The sequence below is a fragment of the Pseudomonas putida genome (assembly GCF_028682635.1).
Classification (GTDB): domain Bacteria; phylum Pseudomonadota; class Gammaproteobacteria; order Pseudomonadales; family Pseudomonadaceae; genus Aquipseudomonas; species Aquipseudomonas putida_AE.
This window is the reverse complement of record NZ_JANHLK010000014.1, coordinates 72,233-95,390: the sequence shown is the minus strand read 5'-3', so window position 1 is coordinate 95,390 and position 23,158 is coordinate 72,233. Positions and strand designations below refer to the sequence as shown.

The window sequence follows — 23,158 nt, the reverse complement described above, 5'->3', positions numbered from 1 at the left end:
CCGCCACACCAACATGAGCGATATTCATGGAAAACCCGGACATGCTCTAAAAGCGCACAGGTTTGCTATTATCCCGGCCCTTCGTCATGGTCTTTCCGAGTAGTCCCAATGTCCGATCGCAGCGTTCGCCTCCAAGCCCTCAAGCACGCCCTCAAAGAGCGCATCCTGATTCTCGATGGCGGCATGGGCACGATGATCCAGAGCTACAAGCTCGAAGAGCAGGATTATCGTGGCAAACGCTTCGCCGACTGGCCGAGCGATGTCAAAGGCAACAACGACCTGTTGGTGCTCACCCGCCCGGACGTGATTGGTGGCATCGAGAAAGCCTACCTGGATGCCGGTGCCGACATTCTGGAAACCAACACCTTCAACGCCACCCGGATTTCCATGGCCGATTACGGCATGGAAGAACTGGCCTACGAATTGAACGTAGAAGGCGCTCGCCTGGCGCGCAAGATCGCCGATGCGAAAACCCTCGAGAACCCGGACAAGCCGCGTTTCGTCGCCGGCGTGCTCGGTCCTACCAGCCGCACCTGCTCGCTGTCGCCGGACGTGAACAACCCCGGCTATCGCAACGTGACCTTCGATGAACTGGTAGAAAACTACACCGAAGCCACCAAGGGCCTGATCGAAGGCGGCGCCGACCTGATCCTGATCGAAACCATCTTCGACACCCTCAACGCCAAGGCCGCGATCTTCGCCGTACAGGGCGTGTTCGAAGAACTGGGCATCGAGCTGCCGATCATGATTTCCGGGACCATCACCGATGCCTCCGGCCGTACGCTGTCCGGCCAGACCACCGAAGCCTTCTGGAACTCCGTGGCCCACGCCAAGCCGATTTCGGTAGGCCTGAACTGCGCACTGGGTGCCAGCGAGTTGCGCCCGTACCTGGAAGAGCTGTCGAACAAGGCCAACACCCACGTTTCCGCGCACCCGAACGCCGGCCTGCCCAACGAGTTCGGCGAGTACGACGAACTGCCGGCGCAAACCGCCAAGGTCATCGAAGAGTTCGCCCAAAGTGGCTTCCTCAACATCGTCGGCGGCTGCTGCGGCACCACGCCGGGCCACATCGAAGCCATCGCCAAGGCCGTGGCCGGCTATGCGCCGCGGCAGATTCCGGAAATCCCCAAGGCTTGCCGCCTGTCGGGCCTGGAGCCGTTCACCATCGATCGCAACTCGCTGTTCGTCAACGTCGGCGAGCGCACCAACATCACCGGCTCCGCCAAGTTCGCCCGGCTGATCCGTGAAGACAACTACACCGAAGCCCTGGAAGTCGCCCTGCAGCAGGTCGAAGCCGGCGCCCAGATCATCGACATCAACATGGACGAGGGGATGCTCGATTCGAAGAAGGCCATGGTGACCTTCCTCAATCTGATTGCCGGCGAACCGGACATCTCCCGCGTACCGATCATGATCGACTCCTCCAAGTGGGAAGTGATCGAAGCCGGCCTCAAGTGCATCCAGGGCAAGGGCATCGTCAACTCGATCAGCATGAAGGAAGGCGTCGAGCAGTTCATCCATCACGCCAAGCTGTGCAAGCGTTACGGCGCCGCCGTGGTGGTGATGGCTTTCGACGAAGCCGGCCAGGCCGACACCGAAGCACGCAAGAAAGAGATCTGCAAACGCTCCTACGACATTCTGGTCAACGACGTCGGCTTCCCACCGGAAGACATCATCTTCGACCCGAACATCTTTGCCGTGGCCACCGGCATCGAAGAACACAACAACTACGCCGTGGACTTCATCAACGCCTGTGCCTACATCCGCGACGAGCTGCCCTATGCCCTGACGTCGGGCGGCGTGTCCAACGTGTCATTCTCGTTCCGCGGCAACAACCCGGTGCGCGAGGCGATCCACTCGGTGTTCCTGCTGTACGCGATCCGCGCCGGCCTGACCATGGGTATCGTCAACGCCGGGCAACTGGAGATCTACGACCAGATCCCGGTGGAACTGCGCGACGCCGTCGAAGACGTGATCCTCAACCGCACCCCGGAAGGCACCGATGCCCTCCTCGCCATCGCCGACAAATACAAGGGCGACGGCAGCGTCAAGGAAGCCGAGACCGAAGAGTGGCGCAACTGGGACGTCAACAAGCGCCTGGAGCATGCCTTGGTCAAAGGCATTACCACGCACATCGTCGAAGACACCGAAGAGTCGCGCCAGTCGTTCGCCCGCCCGATCGAAGTGATCGAAGGCCCGCTGATGTCCGGCATGAACATCGTTGGCGACCTGTTCGGCGCCGGCAAGATGTTCCTGCCGCAAGTGGTGAAGTCCGCCCGGGTGATGAAGCAGGCCGTGGCCCACCTGATCCCGTTCATCGAGGCGGAAAAAGGCGACAAGCCGGAAGCCAAGGGCAAGATCCTCATGGCCACGGTCAAGGGCGACGTGCACGACATCGGCAAGAACATCGTCGGCGTGGTGCTGGGCTGCAACGGCTACGACATCGTCGACCTCGGCGTGATGGTGCCGGCGGAGAAGATCCTGCAGGTGGCCAAGGAACAGAAGTGCGACATCATCGGCCTGTCCGGCCTGATCACCCCTTCGCTGGATGAGATGGTCCACGTGGCTCGCGAGATGCAGCGCCAGGACTTCCACCTGCCGTTGATGATCGGTGGCGCCACCACCTCCAAGGCGCACACGGCGGTGAAGATCGAGCCCAAGTACAGCAACGACGCGGTGGTGTATGTCACCGACGCCTCCCGTGCTGTCGGCGTGGCGACCCAGTTGCTGTCCAAGGAACTCAAGGCCGGTTTCGTCGAGAGAACCCGCGAGGAATACATCGAAGTCCGCGAGCGCACCGCCAACCGCAGCGCCCGCACCGAACGCCTGAGCTACGCCGCCGCCATTGCGAAAAAACCGCAGTTCGACTGGAGCACCTACGAGCCGGTCAAGCCGACGTTCACCGGCGCCAAAGTGCTCGATAATATCGACCTGAAAGTGCTGGCCGAATACATCGACTGGACGCCGTTCTTCATCTCCTGGGACCTGGCCGGGAAATTCCCGCGCATCCTGGAAGACGAAGTGGTCGGTGAAGCCGCCACCGCGCTGTACGCCGACGCTCAGGAAATGCTCGCCAAGCTGATCGACGAAAAACTCATCAGCGCCCGCGCAGTGTTCGGCTTCTGGCCGGCCAACCAGGTGCGCGACGATGACATCGAAGTCTACGGCGATGACGGCAAGCCATTGGCCAAGCTGCATCACCTGCGCCAGCAGATCATCAAGACCGACGGCAAGCCGAACTTCTCCCTCGCCGACTTCGTCGCGCCCAAGGACAGCGAAGTCACCGACTACGTGGGTGGCTTCATCACCACCGCCGGGATCGGCGCCGAAGAAGTGGCCAAGGCCTACCAGGACGCTGGCGACGACTACAACTCGATCATGGTCAAGGCCCTGGCCGACCGCCTCGCCGAGGCCTGCGCCGAGTGGCTGCACCAGCAGGTGCGTAAGGAACACTGGGGCTACGCCAAGGACGAGACGCTCGACAACGAGGCGTTGATCAAGGAGCAATACAGCGGCATCCGCCCTGCTCCGGGCTATCCGGCCTGCCCGGATCACACCGAGAAAAGCACGCTGTTCGCGTTGCTCGACCCAGAGGCGAGCGAAATGAAAGCCGGCCGCAGCGGCGTGTTCCTCACCGAGCACTACGCGATGTTCCCCGCGGCTGCCGTCAGTGGCTGGTACTTCGCTCACCCGCAAGCGCAGTATTTCGCCGTGGGCAAGATCGACAAGGATCAGGTGCAGAGCTACACCTCGCGCAAAGGCCAGGAGTTGAGCGTGACCGAGCGCTGGCTGGCGCCGAACCTTGGCTATGACAACTGATTGATTTGCAGCCTTGGGCTCTGGAGGCGGACCTGCGCCGACTCCAGAGCTTTTTGCGCTGACGATCAGGCCTGAGCGCCCAACTCGGCTACCTCACGTTCGCTGAGTGTGGTCAGCAGTTGCAGGCGCTCGGCTTTATTGGCCGTATCCAACGCCTCCATCTCCTGCAGATAGGCCGTATTGAGCTGCGGGTATTTATCCTCCAGCTCACTGGCCTTGGCCTGGAAGCCCTGCTGCACCCGGGTAAATTCCCCCGGGTATTTCTCCTCCAGGTAATCGCGCCAGTATTTGCGCGCCGTCAGTTGCTCGATGAACACCGGGGTCCGTTCCCTGGCAAGGATCGATGCGTACGCCTGGTCCAGATCCCCTGTCGTCACCTGCGCCAGGTTCTCATACAACATGCCTTTGGGCTGGTTGGGCAATCCAAGACGCCGGGCCAGGCCGACTCGATAGGCCAGGCGAATCTCGGCAGGATCGATATTGGGTCTGAGCTGGATACGCGTACTGGCGATCTCTTCGACCTGCGCCAGGCGGAACAACTCCCTGGACAGTTTCAGCAGCTCGCGACCCTTGTGTTCCGGGGCAATGGACTTCAAGGCATTGAACTCATGGACCTCGACTTCCAGCTCGTTGAACAACAGGATCCGACCATCGCCACAGGTCACGCGATTCCTCAATGCCCTCGACAGGTCCATCAAGCGCCTGCCCAGCGCTTCATCGCCATGGGCGGCTTCCAGGACACGCCAGACGCGCTGCGTCAGATCCAGGCGATCGGCGACGAAGTCCTGGGTGTGCTGAAGTTGCGAGAGGATGTATGAAAAGTCGTGGGTAGTGTCCTGCTCCATCAAGTCGCTCCACACCTGGTGTTTTTCCGAGTCGGCCGCCACGCCGGAAAACCATCGGGCTTTCTGTGCCTGCGGCGATTCATGGTCGGGATGATCCTCCTCGTCGGAGGCCTCGGAACCCTCGGAAGATTCAGGCCCGAAGCCCTCCAGATGGCGTTCAATCTGTTGCGAGGTAAAGCCCAGGCCTCGGCCAGTTTCCTGCAGGTACTCCTGCAATCGTATGAGTTCCACCTGTTCCAGGTAAATGTTATCGGACAAGTTGGTGCCAGCCATCAAGGCTGCGTGCCCTGGCAGAAACGCATCGGGAGGAATGATCTGTATTCGGTTGCCACTCAGGTCCAGGGTTGCCAGCGCTGGCGCTTGCAGCACACCTTGCGGCCAATCCCAAAGAAGGTTACCGCTCACATCCAGCGCTTGCAGCTGCTCAAGACCGGTGACATCGAGACTGACCAGCCTGTTCACGCTCAGGTCCAGCGATTGCAAATGCCTCAGGGAGCGCACTTGACGCTGCCACTCATCACTGGCGCCAAGATCGTTATAGCTGGCGCTCAAGCGGATGAGGTGTTCACATTGCCCCACTGCGTCGGGCAACGCGCCCAGGCGGTTGTGATTGAGCGTCAAGCTGCGCAACTTGGGAAACGCACGCAGGAACCCATCCGAGTTTTCCGTGAGCCCGACACCGCTCAGGTCCAATGCACCGACATGCTCGAACGAAACCGGCAAGGCCGGCAAATCACCGATGACCAGGCCGGCAAAGTCCAGCACGGCATCAGTCGCTGCGCCCTCGGCCGCAGGCGCCTCGCGCAAGGTCGCCCGCCAGCACTCCAGGAGCTGGTTAGCCGCCCGGCGGCGGTCCAACGCGCCCACCCAGCCCTGATGGCCGCGAAAGGCCGGGACATCGATCCAGTCATTCAACTGCTTGATCAATTGCGTCCGCTGTTGCTGCCACTGGACCAGCCGGGCTTCAATTTCCAGAGCGCTCATGCCCCGGGTGAGCCAGGCATCAATCCGTTCAACGGCTTGAGCAGCGCCGAGTTGAGGATCAAGACGTTGCAGCCTGGCGGCCGCTGTCCGGGGCACGTCACCTTCGCCCGGCTCCAGGTGCAACGGCAGTATCAGGTCCGGGCGCTCCGATACTTCAATCGGATAGAACTCCGGATCGCCTCCGGTTCGTCCGGCAGACAGGTGCAATCGTTCGATACCCAGCGGGTTGCGCGATGCCGTGCGGTCAGCGTATGTCCGTACCGACGTCAACGCTTGCGGACTCAGCCGGCAACCTTGCAGCGAAGTCGCCGCCAACAGCTGGTCATGCCCGGCCAGGGCCGCCGCGGGGATGTCCGTGATGCCGCTGTGATTCAGGGCCAGACGGCGCAGGTTGGGCAACGCCAGCACACCCTCGGGCCAGTTGCGGATATTGCTATGGCTCAGGTCCAGGCTTTGCAGGCCCGTCATCGAACCGACCTGCAAGGCGCCGACCCGGTTGTAGGCCAGGTTCAGGGTTTCCAAGGCGGTCATACGGTTCAACCGCGCTTGCGCCGACGCCGTGATCGTCAGCTGATTATATGAGAGGTTCAACTCGCGCAGTTGCCCGAGCCCGTCAAGTGCCTGGGGCAGCCCGGTCAGCCGGTTGGCGCTGAGGTCGAGTGCGCGCAGCTGGGGAAATCCACTCAGAAAATCACTGACGTGCTCGGTCGATAGCGCGCTGTTACTGAGCTTCAGGCTGCGCACATGAGCAAAGACCGTATCGCCAAGCTCGGGTAAATCGCCCAACGGTCCAAATCCCGTCAGGTCCAACCCTTCAAACAGCGCGTCACCTTGCCCCCACGACGGGCCTGCCACAGGCTGGGCGGGTGCATACCGGGCACGTAGCCCCTTGAGAAAGCATTCGCGGATCTTTTCAGCGATCAGCGCGCGGTGGTGTAACTCCATCTGCCTGCCGTCAACCCGAACAACCCTATCCTTCCAGGCGTCCAACGACTGACTCAATGCCAGCTGCTGCTGATGCAGTGCCTCGACCTGATCCAGTAATGCCCGTCCGGACAGCCCGTCTTTACTGAATTGCGCCATTGCGTCCGATGCAAAGGTGTCATCATTGGGTGCCAGTTCTGACAATCGCCCCCTGCAGTACCTGGCAACCATTTGCGGCTCGTTGAGTAAATGGGCCGGGTTGTCGTGCACATAACCATAGGCTTTCTTGAAGGCCTGCGGTTCCAGCGCAGCCCAATTGAGCTGCATGCGTCGCCATAGCGACTCATTGCCACTGAACAGCTCGTCAGGCAGCGACCTGATCGGCATCCGTCGTAAATCGAGGGTTTCCAGCCTGCTCAAGCCGAACACCCCGTTCGGCCATTCGGTCAGATCCCCCGCCAACCTCAGGGACCGCAGATTGGTCAGCGTGCTGAAGTCCATGGCGCCCATATTGCCCGTGAGCGCCAACTGCTCAAGCTGAGTCATCCCTTCGAGCGCCTGCACCAATGGCGGCGCAAAGGTCGGCAACGGGCTTTCAAGCGCCAGCTCGGTAATAGCCGTCAATCCCGGCAGTTTCTCGGCCAAGGCAGCCATATCCTGCCCTCGCACGGAAATCTCCAGTTTTTTGAGCTTCGCAAACCGCCGCAGCAGCGCAACGCCCGAATCACCGATGAGCTGATCACTGGTCAGTCGTACGCTACGCACATGAGTGAAGTCGGCATCCAACTCGGGCAACGCGTCAGCCCCACTTAAATTCAGCTCAAAAGCAGGCTCCAATCCTCGATCAAGACCGTTGCGCCAGCACTGGATCAACCGATCGGCGATGACCCGGCGCGACGGCCCACCCGCAGGGGCCTGCACGCCAGCGTCGACCCAGTTGTTCAAGGCGCGATCCAATGCCTCGAACTCCCGTTGGCGGTTGCTCAACAGATTGAACACTTGCCGATCGGTGTCTCCCGCGCTCAGGCGGCCTCTGACGAACTGACTGGCTTGCGCATCGGAAAGGTTCGGGTAGAGGTCTCGCACCCTGGAGACCAACGCGCCGTCCGGGAAACCGACCCCACGGCCACTGGCCAGGTATCCGAGGCGGCCATCGGGCAATCGCAGCGACGGCCCGGCGCCATTCAACGGGCGCTGCTTGAGGATCAGCGACATCTCGTGGCGATGAGCACCGGCATAATTCGCCAGTTTGTTTTGCAAAGCCTGGACTTGATTGCCATCCAGGTTCGCCCGTGCCGCTTCGGGCAAGTACTCCAGCAGCGATTCGAAGAGATTGCGGCCATGGACGGGCAAATTGTTGAGAGCCCTGCCCTGCGCGTCATAGGCGCGAAAGTAACAGTCGCCCTTGACCAGGTAATAGCGAATCGTCGCACTGTCGCTGCCGACGCTGTCCAGCAGTGGGCCCTTGATCGAACCGGTACGCATTTCCACGCGTATATCAGCCGACCAGCCGGGCAACTGCTCCAGACAGTGCAGCGCCAGACGGTCGCTGGCCAATGACGCCATGTCTTGCAGATGCAAACCGCAGAGCGCCCGATTCAGGCTGGCTTGCTGTAGATGGGCGCAAATCTCGCTGGCCTGGCGCAAGGGTATTTTCGCGGTGTCGCGCAATTGGGCCAGCTCGGCAGCACTGGCATTGTCCAGCACCTGTCGCGCGCCCTCCGGCGACAGCGTCGGGAAACTGCGTTGCAGTCGCTCAATAACAGCCTCGTGAGCACTCCCCTGTCGATCGCCTCTGAACCACCTGATGGTCTCGGCCAACAGCGGCGGCGGTGGCTGGTGATCGATGTGCATCTGGCGCAACGCGTCATCACTGACGCCGCTGACCTCGGCAATCTGCTGCAACTGCGCATCGGAAAAACCGTCCATCTGCGGCCCCATCCGCCGCAACAGTGTCGAGCGATCCCACTCCAGTGGCCGTTCCAGCGTGTGACGCCAGGCGCCGTGCTGGTTGTGCCGCAAGACAGGTTGATAGGCCTGGGGGTCGCTGGGGTGTTTGATCCGCCATTGTTGCAGCGCCGGGTCGAAGGTCTTTTCGTAGACATTGCCCTCTTGTCGAATGTAGGTCCTGCCCCCGATCTTGTACTGCCCCAAAGCGTTCGGCTCAATTCCATCCAGGGAAACACTGCTCTTGTAGGGGGCCAGATCCGGACTCCACAAACGCGGCTCGCCAAAAGGCGTGGCGATCCGGGTCATGCCATTGACAAACCGTGAGGTCGTGATCGGTGGTGCCTTGTGGGCCACCGCACCCAACACGGCCATGAACGCCACGTTCTGCAAAACCGAACTGAGGTGGCCCCAGGCCTCCTCGGCGTCTGCCTCTTTCCACGCTTGCATCCCCTGGTAAACCTCGTAGGTCAATTGCACGGCGGTGACGGCCAGCATGACCTCGCCCAACCCTGGCACGAAAAAGGCTGCCACGTTCAAGACGCTCAGCCCACATTCGGCATAGTGTTCGAGTCGGGCAATCCAGGCCTCGTGGTCAACCTCGGCGGTGGGTATTGCCAGCAACCTGGCGTTGGACTTCACCCGGGCCAGATGAAACTCATAACAGGCGCCAAACACTTCGCCATCCATGAAGGTTTCATCCATGCCCAGGTCGACTTCCTCGTTCCACACTTCTACATACATGCCATTGCGGAACGCCTCCGGGTCATAAGGCGGGCCGGGATAAACCGGGGCCGGGTCCCACTTCTGGACCTTGAGCTGGGCCTTGAGCCTGCGATAAAAACGGCTCGATTCATCCTGTGCGACAAAGCTGGTGAAGAACCGCTGGTAACTGTACGTACGCAGCTTGATCGCAAGGTCCCGGGCAAACTCGCGGCCCGAGCCGTACGCTTTGAGAGGGCTGACGGGATCGCCCGGGATGTAGACGATGATCCGGGTATCATCTATTTGGGTGGGCAGCAAGGATGAAAACGGCAGAAGACCGAGCCAGGGATTCTGCAGGGCCGCCCTGGTTCGACGCGACGCAGCGCCAATGATCAGCACGTCGTTCAACTCCGAGCCAAAAACATGCAACCGACTGTAGGCGACCAAGGCCCCATCGAGCCGCACGGGCGAGGCTCCGTCGAGTAGCGCCAACACCGTGGCATGGTCCGCAGGGTCAATATTCGACTGTAGCAACGCGACATGCGCCTGCACGCGCATCCTGTCCTTGTTCGCCGCAATCGTCTGCTGGCGGACAGTCGCCGCCTTGTCGGGCGCATCGAACACGGCACTCAGGTGGTCCTGATACTGCTTGCCCACGTCCAGCTCGCGGCACAGGCTGGCGAACGCCGCGGGCTCGATCGACAACTTGTCACGGATGCTGTAGCGCACCTTCGCAAACGGGTAGTGCTCGCTTTGATCGTAGCGGTGACTTTCCAGTGCCCCTGCAGGCGCCAGCGCGCTGGTCTCCTGCAAGGCCACTTCGTCAAAGGGCTCGTCCTCTTCGAAGTTGCGCAGCGCCGCCTGCAACAATGACTGCTCTTCGGCCCGATTGGGCGAGCGCAGATGAAACAGCGCCGTGTCGGTCACATCCGGCGCCTGGCCGAATGTTTTCTGTAGCGCATCGGTCAGCAATGGCTTGGCAAATTCGGTAATGCCCTGCAAATCCTTGAGCGTCGTGGCCAGCGCCTGAGTGGAAACATTGCTCCGTGCCTGGCTGTCGAGCAAAGCCTGGCGCAACGCCGGTGACGCCTTGGCATACAGTTCGGGGTAAGCCTCGATGAAACGCTGGGCAGGATTGCGCGCCAGTGTCATGGCCTGCAGATGGGGGGTGGCCAGGTGACGCGTCCAGTCGGGAACACGGCTCTTGATAAACGGGACATGAAACCCGGATTCAGCGGGTGTGGAAAGGTCCGGCATGATGTGATTCCTGTTGCTCGATTGAGAGCGGGTCAGGACATCACGGCCATCCGCCGGCGTGGCGGTACATAGTTATGGGGTTTGGCTATGCTTAGCTCTCACACCTTGGTGAAGAGGGGTTTATGGACGATCCAGCCGACAACAAGCCGCCGACCTTCTGGCAAATGCTTCACAGCGTCATGGCGGCGGCGTTCGGGGTGCAGAGCGGGAAGAACCGGGCGCGGGACTTTACCCACGGCAAGCCCAGTCATTTCGTGGTCCTGGGGATTGTGTTCACGGCGGTGTTCGCCTTGACGCTGTATGGCATCGTGCAACTGGTGCTGCATCTGGCCGGCATTTAACGCATCAGGGTTTGCAGGCTGAACGGATAGCGATACGACGTCGGCCGGCCTTTGGCTGACAGTCGACGGAAGTTCACACCGTAGGCCGGTGATTCGCCCATGGCCAGCAATCGCCGGGCCTGTGCCATGTCGATCAGTTGCAGCAACGGGATCCGCCGGTCCCGGCCGCCGTAATGGTCGAGATCCACACCCTGATCCACGTCATGCAACTCCACCAACGCCCAGCCACCCAGGGTGAAGTGCCCGCCCACCAGCACGCTGAGGCGTCCGTCGAGCAACGCCTGTAACGCCGTCGGCGAGCTGTTGACCGCACTGAACAAGGCATCCTTGCCCGGAACCCCGCCCGTCTCCGAATACGCCTGCATGGCGCCAAACGCCATTTCGTCATTGGCTGACCACACCAGCGAGACCTTCGGGTAACGCCGGAACAGCAGCCCGGCCTGTTCATACGCCCGCTCCCGGGTCCAGCCGCTGTAAACCAGCTGGCGCAAGCGCACGTGCGGGTGCTCGGCCAGGGCCCGCAGCATGCCCTGTTCGCGCAGCTGCGCCGAAGGGGTGATTTTCAGGCCGGAAAATGCCAGTAGCTCGATGACCTCCCCGGGCGCCACGGGGGGATGCTGGCGAATCAGTTCCTTGAGCATCAGGTAGCCGCCCTCCTCGTCATTGGGCACCAGGCTGCCCAGGCGCTCAGGGCGCTCGCCCAGCAGGCTCATCTGGTTGGCAGTCAAGGACGCGTTGACCATGAACAGCTTCACCCCGCTGCCCTCGGCCAGGCGAATGATCTGCGGGGCGACGTATTGTTCGTTGACGAACACCAGGTAGTCCGGACGCCCGGGGCCTTGCAGCGCCACACGCGCTTGCGCCAGGGTAAGTTCCGGCATGCGTTGGGAGTAGAGAATCCGCAGGTCGATGCCCAGGTCCGTGGCTGCCGCCTGCATGAACTGCGAATAGCTGACCCAGAAGGCTTCTTCGGTCGTTCCGGGGTTCAGGAACAGCACCGATTCCGCTCGGGCAGCAGTGCCGTGAACCGCGCCGAACAGCAGCAGGAAGGAGTAGAAGAACTTGAGCATTGATCGTCCGAGCCCCCGGAAATTCGCCGCGCATTATAGCCAGCGAAACCCCGGAAAACGGCGTTTATTCGGGTTTTTGTCCGACAATCGTCGGAATGGGACCCGGACGGGTTGGTTTATTGGTGACTGACCCAGAATACCGCAGTGCCAACGACCAGGATGATCAGGAACAGGATCGCCCAGGCATCGACCGAACTATCGCTTTTCGTTGCTTTGGTAGGGTTGCTCATTGCATCGCCTCTTGTCGGTTTTATCGGTGATTGCATAAAGACTCGATCACATTAAAGACGACGATTGCCCGCACCACAAACAGGGTCTTTGCAACAACGATTCTCATTAGTCCTTTTGGTTCTTTACATATACTCAAACATCACTTTTGCGCATAACCGCAAACTGGTATCTTGCCCCGGCTCCGTAGGGAGTGCGCGGCCGTGCGCGCAGAATTGCAGAGGTTTTATCGGACTCCGGCAAGCACAAAAACGCAGCGGTATCCGAGCGACCCAAGCCTGAGAACAGGACTTATATGTACGTATACGACGAATACGATCAGCGGATCATCGAGGACCGCGTCAAGCAGTTCCGTGATCAGACCCGACGCTATCTGGCAGGCGAGCTGAGCGAAGAAGAATTCCGCCCCCTGCGCCTGCAAAATGGCCTTTATATCCAGCGTTTCGCGCCGATGTTGCGAGTCGCCGTGCCTTACGGCCAGCTGACTTCGCGGCAAATGCGAATGATGGCCAGGATTGCCCGCGACTACGACAAGGGCTATGCGCACATCAGCACCCGGCAGAACGTGCAGTTCAACTGGCCGGCCGTGGAAGACATCCCGGACATCCTGGCTGAACTGGCAACTGTGCAGATGCACGCGATCCAGACCAGCGGCAACTGCCTGCGCAACGTCACCACCGACCAGTTCGCCGGTGTCGCTGCCGACGAATTGATCGATCCGCGCCCATGGTGCGAGATCGTCCGCCAGTGGACCACCTTCCACCCGGAATTCGCCTACCTGCCGCGCAAGTTCAAGATCGCCGTCAACGGTTCGACCTCCGACCGTGCCGCCATCGAAGTCCATGACATCGGCCTTGAGCCGGTGCACAACGCCGCTGGCGAACTGGGTTTCCGCGTGCTGGTCGGCGGTGGCCTGGGCCGTACGCCGGTCGTCGGTGCGTTCATCAACGAATTCCTGCCGTGGCAGGACCTGTTGAGCTACCTCGACGCCATCCTGCGGGTCTACAACCGCTATGGCCGTCGCGACAACAAGTACAAGGCGCGGATCAAGATCCTCGTCAAGGCGCTGACCCCTGAAGTCTTCGCCCAGAAAGTCGATGCGGAAATGGAGCACCTGCGCGGTGGCCAGACCACGCTGACCGAAGCCGAAGTGCATCGCGTCGCCAAACACTTCGTCGACCCGGACTACAAGGCGCTGGACGACCAGGCCGCCGCCCTGGCCGAACTCGACCAACAGCACCCGGGCTTTGCCCGCTGGCGCGCACGCAATACCCTGGCCCACAAGAAGCCAGGTTATGTTGCCGTGACCCTGTCCCTGAAGCCGACCGGCGTCGCCCCGGGCGACATCACCGACAAGCAGCTCGACGCCGTGGCCGACCTGGCCGAGCGCTACAGCTACGGTCAACTGCGCACTTCCCACGAGCAGAACATCATCCTGGCCGACGTCGAGCAGGAAAAGCTGTTCACCCTGTGGGGCGAGTTGCGCGAGCAAGGTTTCGCCACGCCGAACATCGGCCTGCTGACCGACATCATCTGCTGCCCGGGTGGCGATTTCTGCTCCCTGGCCAACGCCAAGTCGATCCCGATCGCCGAATCGATCCAGCGCCGTTTCGACGACCTGGACTACCTGTTCGACATCGGTGAACTGGACTTGAACATCTCCGGTTGCATGAACGCCTGTGGTCACCACCACGTCGGCCACATCGGCATCCTCGGGGTGGACAAGAAAGGCGAAGAGTTCTACCAGGTGTCCCTCGGCGGCAGTGCCAGCCGTGACGCCAGCCTGGGCAAGATCCTCGGCCCGTCCTTCGCCCAGGAAGCCATGCCTGACGTGATCGAGAAGCTGATCGACGTGTACATCGAACAACGTACCGAAGACGAGCGTTTCATCGACACCTACCAGCGTATTGGCATCGACCTCTTCAAGGAACGCGTCTATGCAGCGAATCATTAAGAACAACGAAGTCGTCGACGAAACCTGGCACCTGCTGCCCAAGGATTTCAGCATCGACGAAATCACCAACTGCGACGACTACATCGTCCCGCTGCAGTTGTGGCGTGAACACAGCCGCATGCTCCTGGCCCGCGACGGCGGCCTGGGCATCTGGCTGGACGCCGATGAAGAAGCGGAAGAAATCGGTGAAGACGTGGCGAGCTTCCAGGTCATCGCCCTGAACTTCCCGGCCTTCACCGATGGCCGCAACTACTCAAACGCCCGGCTGCTGCGTGACCGTTACGGTTTCAAAGGCGAGCTGCGGGCGATTGGCGACGTGCTGCGCGACCAGTTGTTCTACCTGCACCGCTGCGGTTTCGATGCGTTCGCGATTCGCCCCGATAAAGACCCGTACGAAGCCCTGGAAGGTCTCAAGGACTTCTCGGTGACCTATCAGGCCGCCACCGACGAACCGCTGCCGCTGTTCCGTCGCCGCTGATCGTCCAGCCTTGAACCCCGTTCGGGGTTCAAGGCTCCCTCCTTGCAGGCACCACGGATAAAATCCGTTCAAAGGCCTGCGATTTGTTCCAGCATCCTGAAAGCCACCCATGGGTTTTCCAGCCGCCCACGCACCGCGATCAATCGACTCCATACGATCTCTGAAGCATCCGCCTCCTCCAGGAGTCGCCAGACGCGTGCCTGCAGTGTCGGATACGCGACCCGGAAGTCGGGGGTCAGGCTTAGCCTGTCTATTGCGCTCAAGAACCGCGTACCGGAGGGTTTGCCTGCCAACCGCTGCCAAAGTGCTTGCCGGGATTGTTGCAGCGCTGCGTCGCAGTCTCGGAGCCAAGCCATAGGCTGTCCATAGTCGGCGCCTGGCGCGCCCAGCCATAAATTGATCCCCGTTTGCTCACGATGAATGATCAGACGGCGCAGCGTGTCCTCGTCCGTCAATGGATTGCCCCACAGCAGCACACGATCCACCGAGACAGCCTGATTCATCACCGCGGGCGGAATCCGCGCAATCTGGTTGTCACGCAAATCCAGTGAGATCATGTACGGCTCATCCCTGATGCCGTAAGGGCACCGGGTAATTTGGGTGTTGTTCAAGTTCAGCCGCCGCAAGTCATTCATCCGCAGCAGCACAGGGGGTACTTCCAATGGATTGTCACTCAGGTCCAGGGTGTGAAGCCTGACCAACCCGCTCAACTGCCCTGATGTCTCTACGGTGAACTTCAGGCCGGTGGACTTGAGATTGAGCGAAGTGAGACGCGTCAGACTGAAGATGGCCGTCGGCAGTACAGTCTGCCCATTGCCCTGGGCGTCGAATTCAATCAGTTCGGCGCTTTCGAGATCCAAGGTCTGCAGATTCGGAAAACACTCCAGGAACCCGTTCAAGGTTCCACGTTCGGCCACATGGAAGCGTGGCATCGATAACTCGACGACATGGTTGAACCGGATGTTCAGGACCGGCAATCGGTGATAGTTCTCGAAGCCCATGTGGAGCCTGAATCCAACAAGTTCTGCGCCTTCATAAACGCGCAGGTCGTCTTTCGCACGCCTTTGCCAGATGTCTTTAAGCTCGTCAGCCAGCTCGATCCTGGTTTCCCGTTCGTAGTTGATCGCGTTCTGGACCAGCTCTTCGTTATGCTCTTCGATCTCCTCATCCGCCAGCCCCTCTGCCCCGTCATCGTCTGCGTCGAGGAAGTCAATGTCCATGTCCTCGATGTCGTCCATCACCTGATCGATCCAGGCATTCAAGTCCGTGTTGAGCTGCTGGAACTGTTGTTTCAGCCAATCGATGTGTGCCTGCGCACCGCCACCGGTACGCTGTAGCAGTTCGTCGGCTTCAGTATCGGTGAAATCCGGGTAGATCTCCTTGAGTTGCAGCCTCATCATTTCGTGCGTCAGCGCCGCGCCCTGCGGCGTACCGGGGAAACCGCCGCCACGCAGCCCTTGCGTCTCGAAGGGCAGGCCGCTGTCCATCCTGTGCAGTCCGAGCACCAGCTCCGGGCGTGGCAATGCCTGCTTACCGACTTGCAGCCGCAACGCCAATGCCGGGTCAACCGCAGACAGTTGCAATGCCGAACGCTCGTCCTCGGACAAGACTTCGACAAGCGCTGCATAAAAGTCTATCTGCCCGGCTCGCCCCTGGTAATGGCCATCCACCTTGATCAGTCGACGGACGCTCGAGGCGTCAAGCGCGCCGCTACGGTCCAGCATTGGGCCGATGACGGAGTGCTCGCGCACTTCAATTCGCAGGCTCCTTGGCCATCCGGGCAGGTTTTTCAGCGAATGCAGGGCCAGGGTGTCCGATTCCGCAGTGACCTGCGAGCGAATGTACAAGCCTTCATAGGCACGATTGAGCCGCACATGCTCCTGATATTGCAGGGCCTTTTGGTTCAGCTGCTTGAATGCTTGCCGCACGCGTGCAGCGTCCACCGGGCTCTGGAGGTCCACGCCATAGCGCTCGAGCATTTGTTCGATGGCGCTCCTGGGCAGGCCAGGGTATTGCCGCTGGAACAACCGCACCCACTGATGTTCCGAGTGCTGAAGCGCCTGGTACCGGGTGGAAAACAGCTCGGCGCGCGCGCGTTGAGATATTGCCGCCTGCCCGAGTTCCTGATCGATCCTGAATCGGCTGATGGTATCGGCCAGCAAGGGCGTCGGCGAGCGCCCACTGTTCATCAGGCGCAGCATGTCATCATCGATTTCGCTGACCTTGCCGATCTGCGCCAGCACTTCATCGCTCAAGGATGCCACTGAGGGTCCGATTCCGCGCAGAAGCTGCACACGGTTCAGCGCTGCGGGATCCGCCGGCGCTGAAGGCTCCGCGGCCTGATCCGGCAATGGCCTGGCATCGCCCGCATTCTGGCCTGGTTCGCGGGAACGCTCGGCAATGGCGCCTGCCTCAGCATCGTCCTTCAGCACCGCGCCTACGCCCGCCAGCGGCAGCGCGTTGAGCAAGCCAAACACTGTTCGGGTGACGCCCGCCCCTCGATCATCCGCGGTTTCACCGTTGACCGCCTGATCAAGACCATAACCGGCGTCGATGATGCCGGCCAGCGCCAGCAATCCTTCGCCACCGGGGACGAACAGCGCCAGGGGGCCAAAACGGTTGATCCACTGCACCACAGGTTCGACGGCGGCACTCAGGTTATCCCGATTGACCTGGGCATCGTCACGAATGGTTTTGACACTGGCCAGGGAGGCCTCCTTCATGGCCAGCACCAGTTGGGCAAACGGGTCGGCGCCTGCTGGCGAGTCGTCGAAGGCGATGTAGCGGGCAGGTTCCCAGAAACCGTCGTCATTGAAGAAACCCGCTTCGTTGGTCAACCGGTGTTGCCGCGGATAGACCGCCATGCCGTCCAACGCCGTCACCACACCCGCATGGAACGTACCGTCCTTGCGGTCCTCCTCGGCAAAGTGCGCAGCCAGGGCCAGTTTCGTCGCGTCACTTTTGCCCTGCTCCACCACCCATTGATGCAGTTGCCCGGCATCGCCGAAGATGTGCAGCGGAGAAGAGTTACCTGGGATGTACAAAACAATCCGGCCATTCGGATCACGCCAGCCCCAGATATCCTTCGAGCTGTAGCGATAGAGCTTCAGGCGACCCGACTTCAGATTCGCCAGCCTGCAGCCCGGTGCCTGCAGTTGTTCGAGTTTCAGGGTTGCCCATGCCTGGTCAGGCGGCAGTCCTGCCGCCTGCAGGGCCAGTTCCAGACCTTTCTGGCTCAGGCTTTTCTCACGAAACTGCAGAAAAGCAGCCATGACGAGGGCGGCTTTGGCCGAGGTTTTCAGGGCGTTCGGTTTGGCTGCGACGATCTCGGCGTCCGCTGGCCAGGTTTGCCCGAGATAGGCCTGGTACAGGCCCTGGAGATCCAGTCCCCAGACCCACTGCTTGAAATCGGCGGGCCTAACGGCGATCTGAGTGGCGGGTCCGTAGCCTTGCGGCACAGTCTGGCGGTAGATGCCTTCATAGCTGGCGTGGTTGCCGCTGCCAATGTCGGCAAACTCGTCAACGTGGGCCACGATCCTTATCGACGGCCCGACATCCGGTGGCGTGTACAACCCAAACGCGGATTCACCGAAGCGCCCGTCGCCCTCGGTCTGATAGTTGGACAGCAACGCTTGCACCAGGGACATGGAACTTGCCACCCGTCCCTGGTGGATGCCGTTCTGCGCAGGATGCCCCTTGTAATCGTAATCCAGGGTCACCAGCTGGGCTGTCGCCGGATCGATGTACTGGCCCCACTGTTTTTTGATCAACTGCTCGCCAAACTGACCGGGGGTTTGCGGCAGGGAGATGGCCAAAGCGGTTTTCAGTTCATCGCGCATTCGCAGAAGCGGCGAGGGATCAGGGCTTGCAGCATTGGCGGGAGGTATTTCATTCATGGTGCATTCCTTTGCGCTCATTTCAGGAACACCACCATACCCGGCCCCGATCCCCCTAAAAGCGGGAGCAATCGTCAGGGGGCTTAGGAAACTTCCCTTCTTCGCAAGGAATTTGGATCGCCCTGAAAGAAAAAAACCGTGGAATTACCCACGGTTTTTTTTCAACGACCCAGGAAATTACCAGAAGCGTTGCTGGGTCAAGCGACTCCACCAGCTCAGCAGCACACGATCAACCGAACCGCTGGCCGCCATGCCAATGCGCTCCTGCAGGCTTTTGCGTTCGGCGTAATGCAGGTGATAAAGCTCGGATTGCTTGGCGCGCTCGGCCAGGTACTCGTCACTGGTCTTCAGTTCGTCCACCAGTTGCTTGTCCAGCGCTGCAATGCCCAGCCAGATTTCACCGGTGGCCACATCGTCGATGGCCAGTTGCGGGCGATAGCGGGCAACGAAGTTCTTGAACAACTGATGGGTAATGTCCAGGTCTTCCTGGAATTTCTCCCGGCCCTTCTCGGTGTTTTCGCCAAATACCGTCAGGGTGCGTTTGTATTCGCCGGCGGTCAGCACCTCGAAGTCGATGTCGTGCTTTTTCAACAGGCGATTGACGTTGGGCAACTGCGCGACCACACCGATCGAGCCGAGGATTGCGAACGGCGCGCTGATGATCTTCTCGCCAATGCACGCCATCATGTAGCCGCCGCTGGCCGCGACCTTGTCGATGCACACGGTCAGCGGTACGCCGGCCTCACGGATACGGGCCAACTGCGAGGACGCCAGGCCGTAGCTGTGGACCATGCCGCCGCCGCTTTCCAGGCGCAGTACCACTTCGTCCTTGGGCGTGGCGAGGGTCAGCAGCGCGGTGATTTCGTGGCGCAGGCTTTCAGTGGCCGAGGCCTTGATGTCGCCGTCGAAGTCCAGCACGAACACCCGCGGTTTGGCCTCGGGCTGCTTCTTCTGTTTTTTCTCGCTCTTGACCTGGGACTTGCGCAAGGCCTTGAGCTGGTCCTTGTCGAGCAAGGTTTGCTCCAGGCGTTCGCGCAGCCCCTTGTAGAAATCATTCAGTTTGCTGACCTGCAACTGGCCGGCGGATTTGCGTCGACCTTTGCTGCGCAAGGCCGCAAAGCTGGCCAGCACCACCAGGATGGCGATCACCAGGGTCACGGTCTTGGCCAGGAAAACGGCGTACTCGGACAAAAACTCCACAGGGACTCCTTAAACGTTGCGCGGCATGCAAGTGCGCGGGATATCACCAGCATACCCATGCGCCGCGCCTGCGACCAGTCGTGAAACCTCTGGCAACAGGGCTGTAACGGGCATTTCAAACAAGCGTATGTTTTTTCATTGACAGCTCAGCGCCATCCTCATAACCTCGCCAAACCTTCAACGTACCGGGACGACGCGGACGTGGGCAGCATCTATTTGATTCGACATGGCCAGGCCTCCTTTGGTGCAGACGATTATGACGTCCTGTCGCCCACCGGTATTCGCCAGGCGGAAATTCTCGGCCAGCACCTCGCCGAACTCGGTATCAGCTTCGATCGGTGCCTGTCGGGCGACTTGCGTCGCCAGCAACATACGGCCAACAGCGCACTGGAACAATACGCCGCCGTGGGCCTGCCGGTGCCGATCCTGGAGACCGATTCGGCGTTCAATGAATTCGATGCTGACGCGGTGATCCGCGCGCTGTTGCCGGCCATGCTGCCGGACGAGCCCGACGCGCTGAACATCCTGCGCAACGCCGCACAGAACCGAAGCGAGTTCCAACGCATCTTCGCCCTGATCATCGAACGCTGGCTCGCCGGCACCTATGACACGCCGGGCCTGGAAAGCTGGCTGGGTTTTGTCGAGCGGGTTCAGGCCGGCTTGCAGCGCATCCTCGAACAAGCCGACAACACCCAGAAAATCGCCGTGTTCACCTCCGGCGGCACCATTACCGCCCTGCTCCACCTCATTACCCAAATGCCTGCCAAACAGGCGTTTGAACTGAACTGGCAAATCGTCAATACCTCGCTCAACCACCTGAAGTTTCGTGGTCGCGAGGTGGCCCTGGCTTCCTTCAACAGTCATGCGCACCTGCAACTGTTGAAGACCCCCGAACTCATCACGTTTCGCTGAGTCCGGACTATTGTGACCCTGGCTGTAATCACCCAGCTCTAATTACCCTGCTCTAATTACCACAAAAAGGATCAAACCATGACCTCCGTAGCTGATGCCGTACAAGCAATGAAAGCCAAGTTCAACCCAGCCGCTGCTGCCGGTCTGGACCTGGTCTTCGGTTTCCGCATCGACGACACCAAGAACTTCTCGCTGGTCGTCAAGGACAGCACCTGCGAGCTGCTGGAAGGCGAAAACCCGGACGCCCAGGTGACCCTGGTGATGGACGGCGAAACCCTGCAAGGCATCGTCAGCGGCGAAACCGACGGCATGCAAGCGTTCATGGGCGGCAAGCTGCGCGCTGAAGGCGACATGATGCTGGCGATGAAACTGTCCGAGCTGTTCCCGGCCTAAGCGCGCCGCTTGCGGCTTTCGCAAGCGCGCCTGGCTGCAAACGAATCCCGCCCCTTGTGGCGGGATTCGTCGTTTTCGGCGTTTGAAAACCACTCACTGCGAATTTGCCGACTATATTCCTTCTGGCCGCATGCGGCTGGCTTCAGCTGTTTGCCCTCAACTCACGTTGCGCAGAGCACTGATATGAGCCCACCCGAGGAACACAACGGCGTCAACCGCCGTCACGTACTGCAAGGTCTTGGCGCAGGCGCCGTCGGTGCCTGGATCAGCCCGCTGTTCGCAGGGAGTAAAACCATGCCAGACACCCCCGCCGACCTTATTCTCTACAACGGACGCCTGCACACCGTCGATCGCAAGAAACCCCAGGCCAGTGCCGTCGCCATCAAGGACGGGCGCTTCGTGGTGGTCGGCAGCGACGCCCAGGCCATGGCGTTGCAAGGCCCCGGCACGCAAGTCATCGACCTGCACGGGCGCACGGTGATCCCCGGCCTCAATGACTCACACTTGCACCTGATCCGTGGCGGCCTCAACTACAACCTCGAACTGCGCTGGGAAGGCGTACCCTCGCTGGTCGATGCCTTGCGCCTGCTCAAGGACCAGGCCGACCGCACGCCAACGCCGCAGTGGGTACGGGTGGTCGGTGGCTGGAACGAATTCCAGTTCGCCGAAAAGCGCCTGCCCACGCTCGACGAATTGAACAAGGCCGCCCCCGACACGCCGGTGTTTGTCCTGCACCTGTACGATCGTGCTTTACTCAATCGCGCCGCGCTGAAAGTGGTGGGATATACCCGCGATACGCCGAACCCGCCAGGCGGCGAAATCCAGCGCGATGCCAACGGCGATCCCACTGGCATGTTGATCGCCCGGCCCAATGCAATGATTCTCTATTCGACGCTGGCCAAAGGACCGAAACTGCCGCTGGAGTACCAGGTCAACTCGACCCGGCAATTCATGCGCGAACTCAATCGCCTGGGGGTCACCAGCGCGATCGACGCCGGCGGTGGTTATCAGAATTACCCGGACGACTACCAGGTCATCCAGCAGTTGGCCAAGGACCAGCAACTGACCGTGCGCATCGCCTACAACCTGTTTACCCAGAAGCCCAAGGAAGAACTGACCGACTTCAAGAACTGGACCAGTACCTCGCGCTACGGCCAGGGCGACGATTTCCTGCGGCACAACGGTGCCGGGGAAATGCTGGTGTTCTCGGCGGCGGATTTCGAAGACTTCCTTGAACCGCGCCCGGACCTGCCGGCTTCCATGGAACAGGACCTGGAACCGGTGGTACGGCACCTGGTGGAGCAACGCTGGCCGTTTCGCCTGCATGCCACCTACAACGAATCCATCAGCCGCATGCTCGACGTGTTCGAAAAGGTCAACCGCGACATTCCGTTCGACGGCTTGCCGTGGTTTTTCGACCACGCCGAAACCATCACCGCGCAGAACATCGAGCGGGTCAAGGCGCTGGGTGGCGGCATCGCCATCCAGGATCGCATGGCCTTCCAGGGCGAGTACTTCGTCGACCGCTATGGCGCCAAGGCGGCCGAACACACGCCGCCGATTGCCCGCATGCTGGCCGAAGGCGTACCGGTGGGTGCCGGCACCGATGCGACGCGGGTCTCGAGCTACAACCCCTGGACTTCGCTGTACTGGCTGGTCAGTGGCCGCACGGTCGGCGGCCTGGCGTTGTACCCGCAGGGCTTGAGCCGTGACACCGCGCTGGAGTTGTTCACCCATGGCAGCGCCTGGTTCTCGTCCGAGCAAGGCAAGAAGGGTCAGATCAAGGTCGGGCAACTGGCGGACCTGATTGCCTTGTCAGGGGACTATTTCCATATGGAGGCCGAAGGCATCAAGGGGATCGAATCGGTGCTGACCCTGGTCGATGGCAAGATCGTCTACGCCAGCGTCGAGTTCGAAAAACTCGGGCCGCCGCCCATCCCCGTGGTACCGGAGTGGTCGCCAGTGACCAAGGTGCCTGGGCACTGGAAAGCATCGGCGCCGCTGACGGCCCAGGTTCATCAATGCGTCGGGGCGTGTGCGGTGCATGCGCACAGTCATGAGCGGGCGCGCTTGTCGAATGCGCCGGTCAGTGACTTCCGTGGGTTCTGGGGGGCGTTTGGCTGTTCGTGTTTCGCGTTCTAAACGACAATCTCGCTAGCATCGCAACCCAATGTGGGAGCGGGCTTGCTCGCGAAGGCGGTAGTT

At 60.8% G+C, this 23,158-nt stretch carries 11 protein-coding genes; 7 read left to right on the top strand and 4 right to left on the bottom strand.

The window, feature by feature from the left end:
- The first annotated feature begins 108 nt into the window (after positions 1-108).
- A complete protein-coding gene (gene metH, locus NPS56_RS18480; RefSeq protein ID WP_274075936.1) occupies positions 109-3,819 on the top strand; it encodes a methionine synthase in 3,711 nt (1,236 codons plus the stop codon).
- A gap of 65 nt (positions 3,820-3,884) precedes the next feature.
- On the opposite strand, the gene NPS56_RS18475 is transcribed toward metH, so the two are convergent.
- Positions 3,885-10,481 (bottom strand): NEL-type E3 ubiquitin ligase domain-containing protein, encoded by a 6,597-nt coding sequence (locus NPS56_RS18475; RefSeq protein ID WP_274075935.1) that lies wholly within the window; start codon positions 10,479-10,481, stop codon positions 3,885-3,887.
- A gap of 122 nt (positions 10,482-10,603) precedes the next feature.
- Here NPS56_RS18475 and NPS56_RS18470 point away from each other — a divergent pair, with 122 nt between their 5' ends.
- Positions 10,604-10,822 (top strand): DUF2970 domain-containing protein, encoded by a 219-nt coding sequence (locus NPS56_RS18470; RefSeq protein ID WP_274075934.1) that lies wholly within the window; start codon positions 10,604-10,606, stop codon positions 10,820-10,822.
- Here the strand turns inward: NPS56_RS18470 and NPS56_RS18465 are convergent.
- Entirely contained in the window at positions 10,819-11,892 is a 1,074-nt protein-coding gene (locus tag NPS56_RS18465) for an ABC transporter substrate-binding protein (protein ID WP_274075933.1), read from the bottom strand. The two genes, NPS56_RS18470 and NPS56_RS18465, sit on opposite strands and share 4 nt — an antisense overlap.
- Positions 11,893-12,415: 523 nt before the next feature.
- Here NPS56_RS18465 and NPS56_RS18460 point away from each other — a divergent pair.
- Positions 12,416-14,074, top strand: coding sequence for a nitrite/sulfite reductase (locus NPS56_RS18460; RefSeq protein WP_274075932.1), 1,659 nt, complete (start codon positions 12,416-12,418; stop codon positions 14,072-14,074).
- Positions 14,058-14,552, top strand: a complete 495-nt coding sequence (locus NPS56_RS18455) for a DUF934 domain-containing protein (RefSeq protein WP_274075931.1) — start codon at positions 14,058-14,060, stop codon at positions 14,550-14,552. Before NPS56_RS18460 ends, NPS56_RS18455 begins: the two co-directional genes overlap by 17 nt.
- Before the next feature lie 68 nt (positions 14,553-14,620).
- Here NPS56_RS18455 and NPS56_RS18450 read toward each other — a convergent pair whose 3' ends face one another.
- Positions 14,621-18,448, bottom strand: a complete 3,828-nt coding sequence (locus NPS56_RS18450; protein WP_274075930.1) for a dermonecrotic toxin domain-containing protein — start codon at positions 18,446-18,448, stop codon at positions 14,621-14,623.
- Between the two features lie 177 nt (positions 18,449-18,625).
- Complete coding sequence (gene sohB, locus NPS56_RS18445; RefSeq protein WP_274075929.1) at positions 18,626-19,648, bottom strand: protease SohB; 1,023 nt, start codon at positions 19,646-19,648, stop codon at positions 18,626-18,628.
- 201 nt (positions 19,649-19,849) lie between these two features.
- Here sohB and NPS56_RS18440 point away from each other — a divergent pair, with 201 nt between their 5' ends.
- The 3 genes from NPS56_RS18440 (at position 19,850) to NPS56_RS18430 (ending at position 23,095) form a co-directional block, all read left to right on the top strand.
- Positions 19,850-20,560: a histidine phosphatase family protein gene (locus NPS56_RS18440; RefSeq protein WP_274075928.1), complete on the top strand. Its 711-nt coding sequence runs from the start codon at positions 19,850-19,852 to the stop codon at positions 20,558-20,560.
- 78 nt (positions 20,561-20,638) lie between these two features.
- Positions 20,639-20,953, top strand: coding sequence for an SCP2 sterol-binding domain-containing protein (locus NPS56_RS18435; RefSeq protein ID WP_008059234.1), 315 nt, complete (start codon positions 20,639-20,641; stop codon positions 20,951-20,953).
- A 294-nt stretch (positions 20,954-21,247) separates the two neighbouring features.
- A complete protein-coding gene (locus NPS56_RS18430) occupies positions 21,248-23,095 on the top strand; it encodes an amidohydrolase (RefSeq protein ID WP_274076004.1) in 1,848 nt (615 codons plus the stop codon).
- Positions 23,096-23,158: the final 63 nt, after the last annotated feature.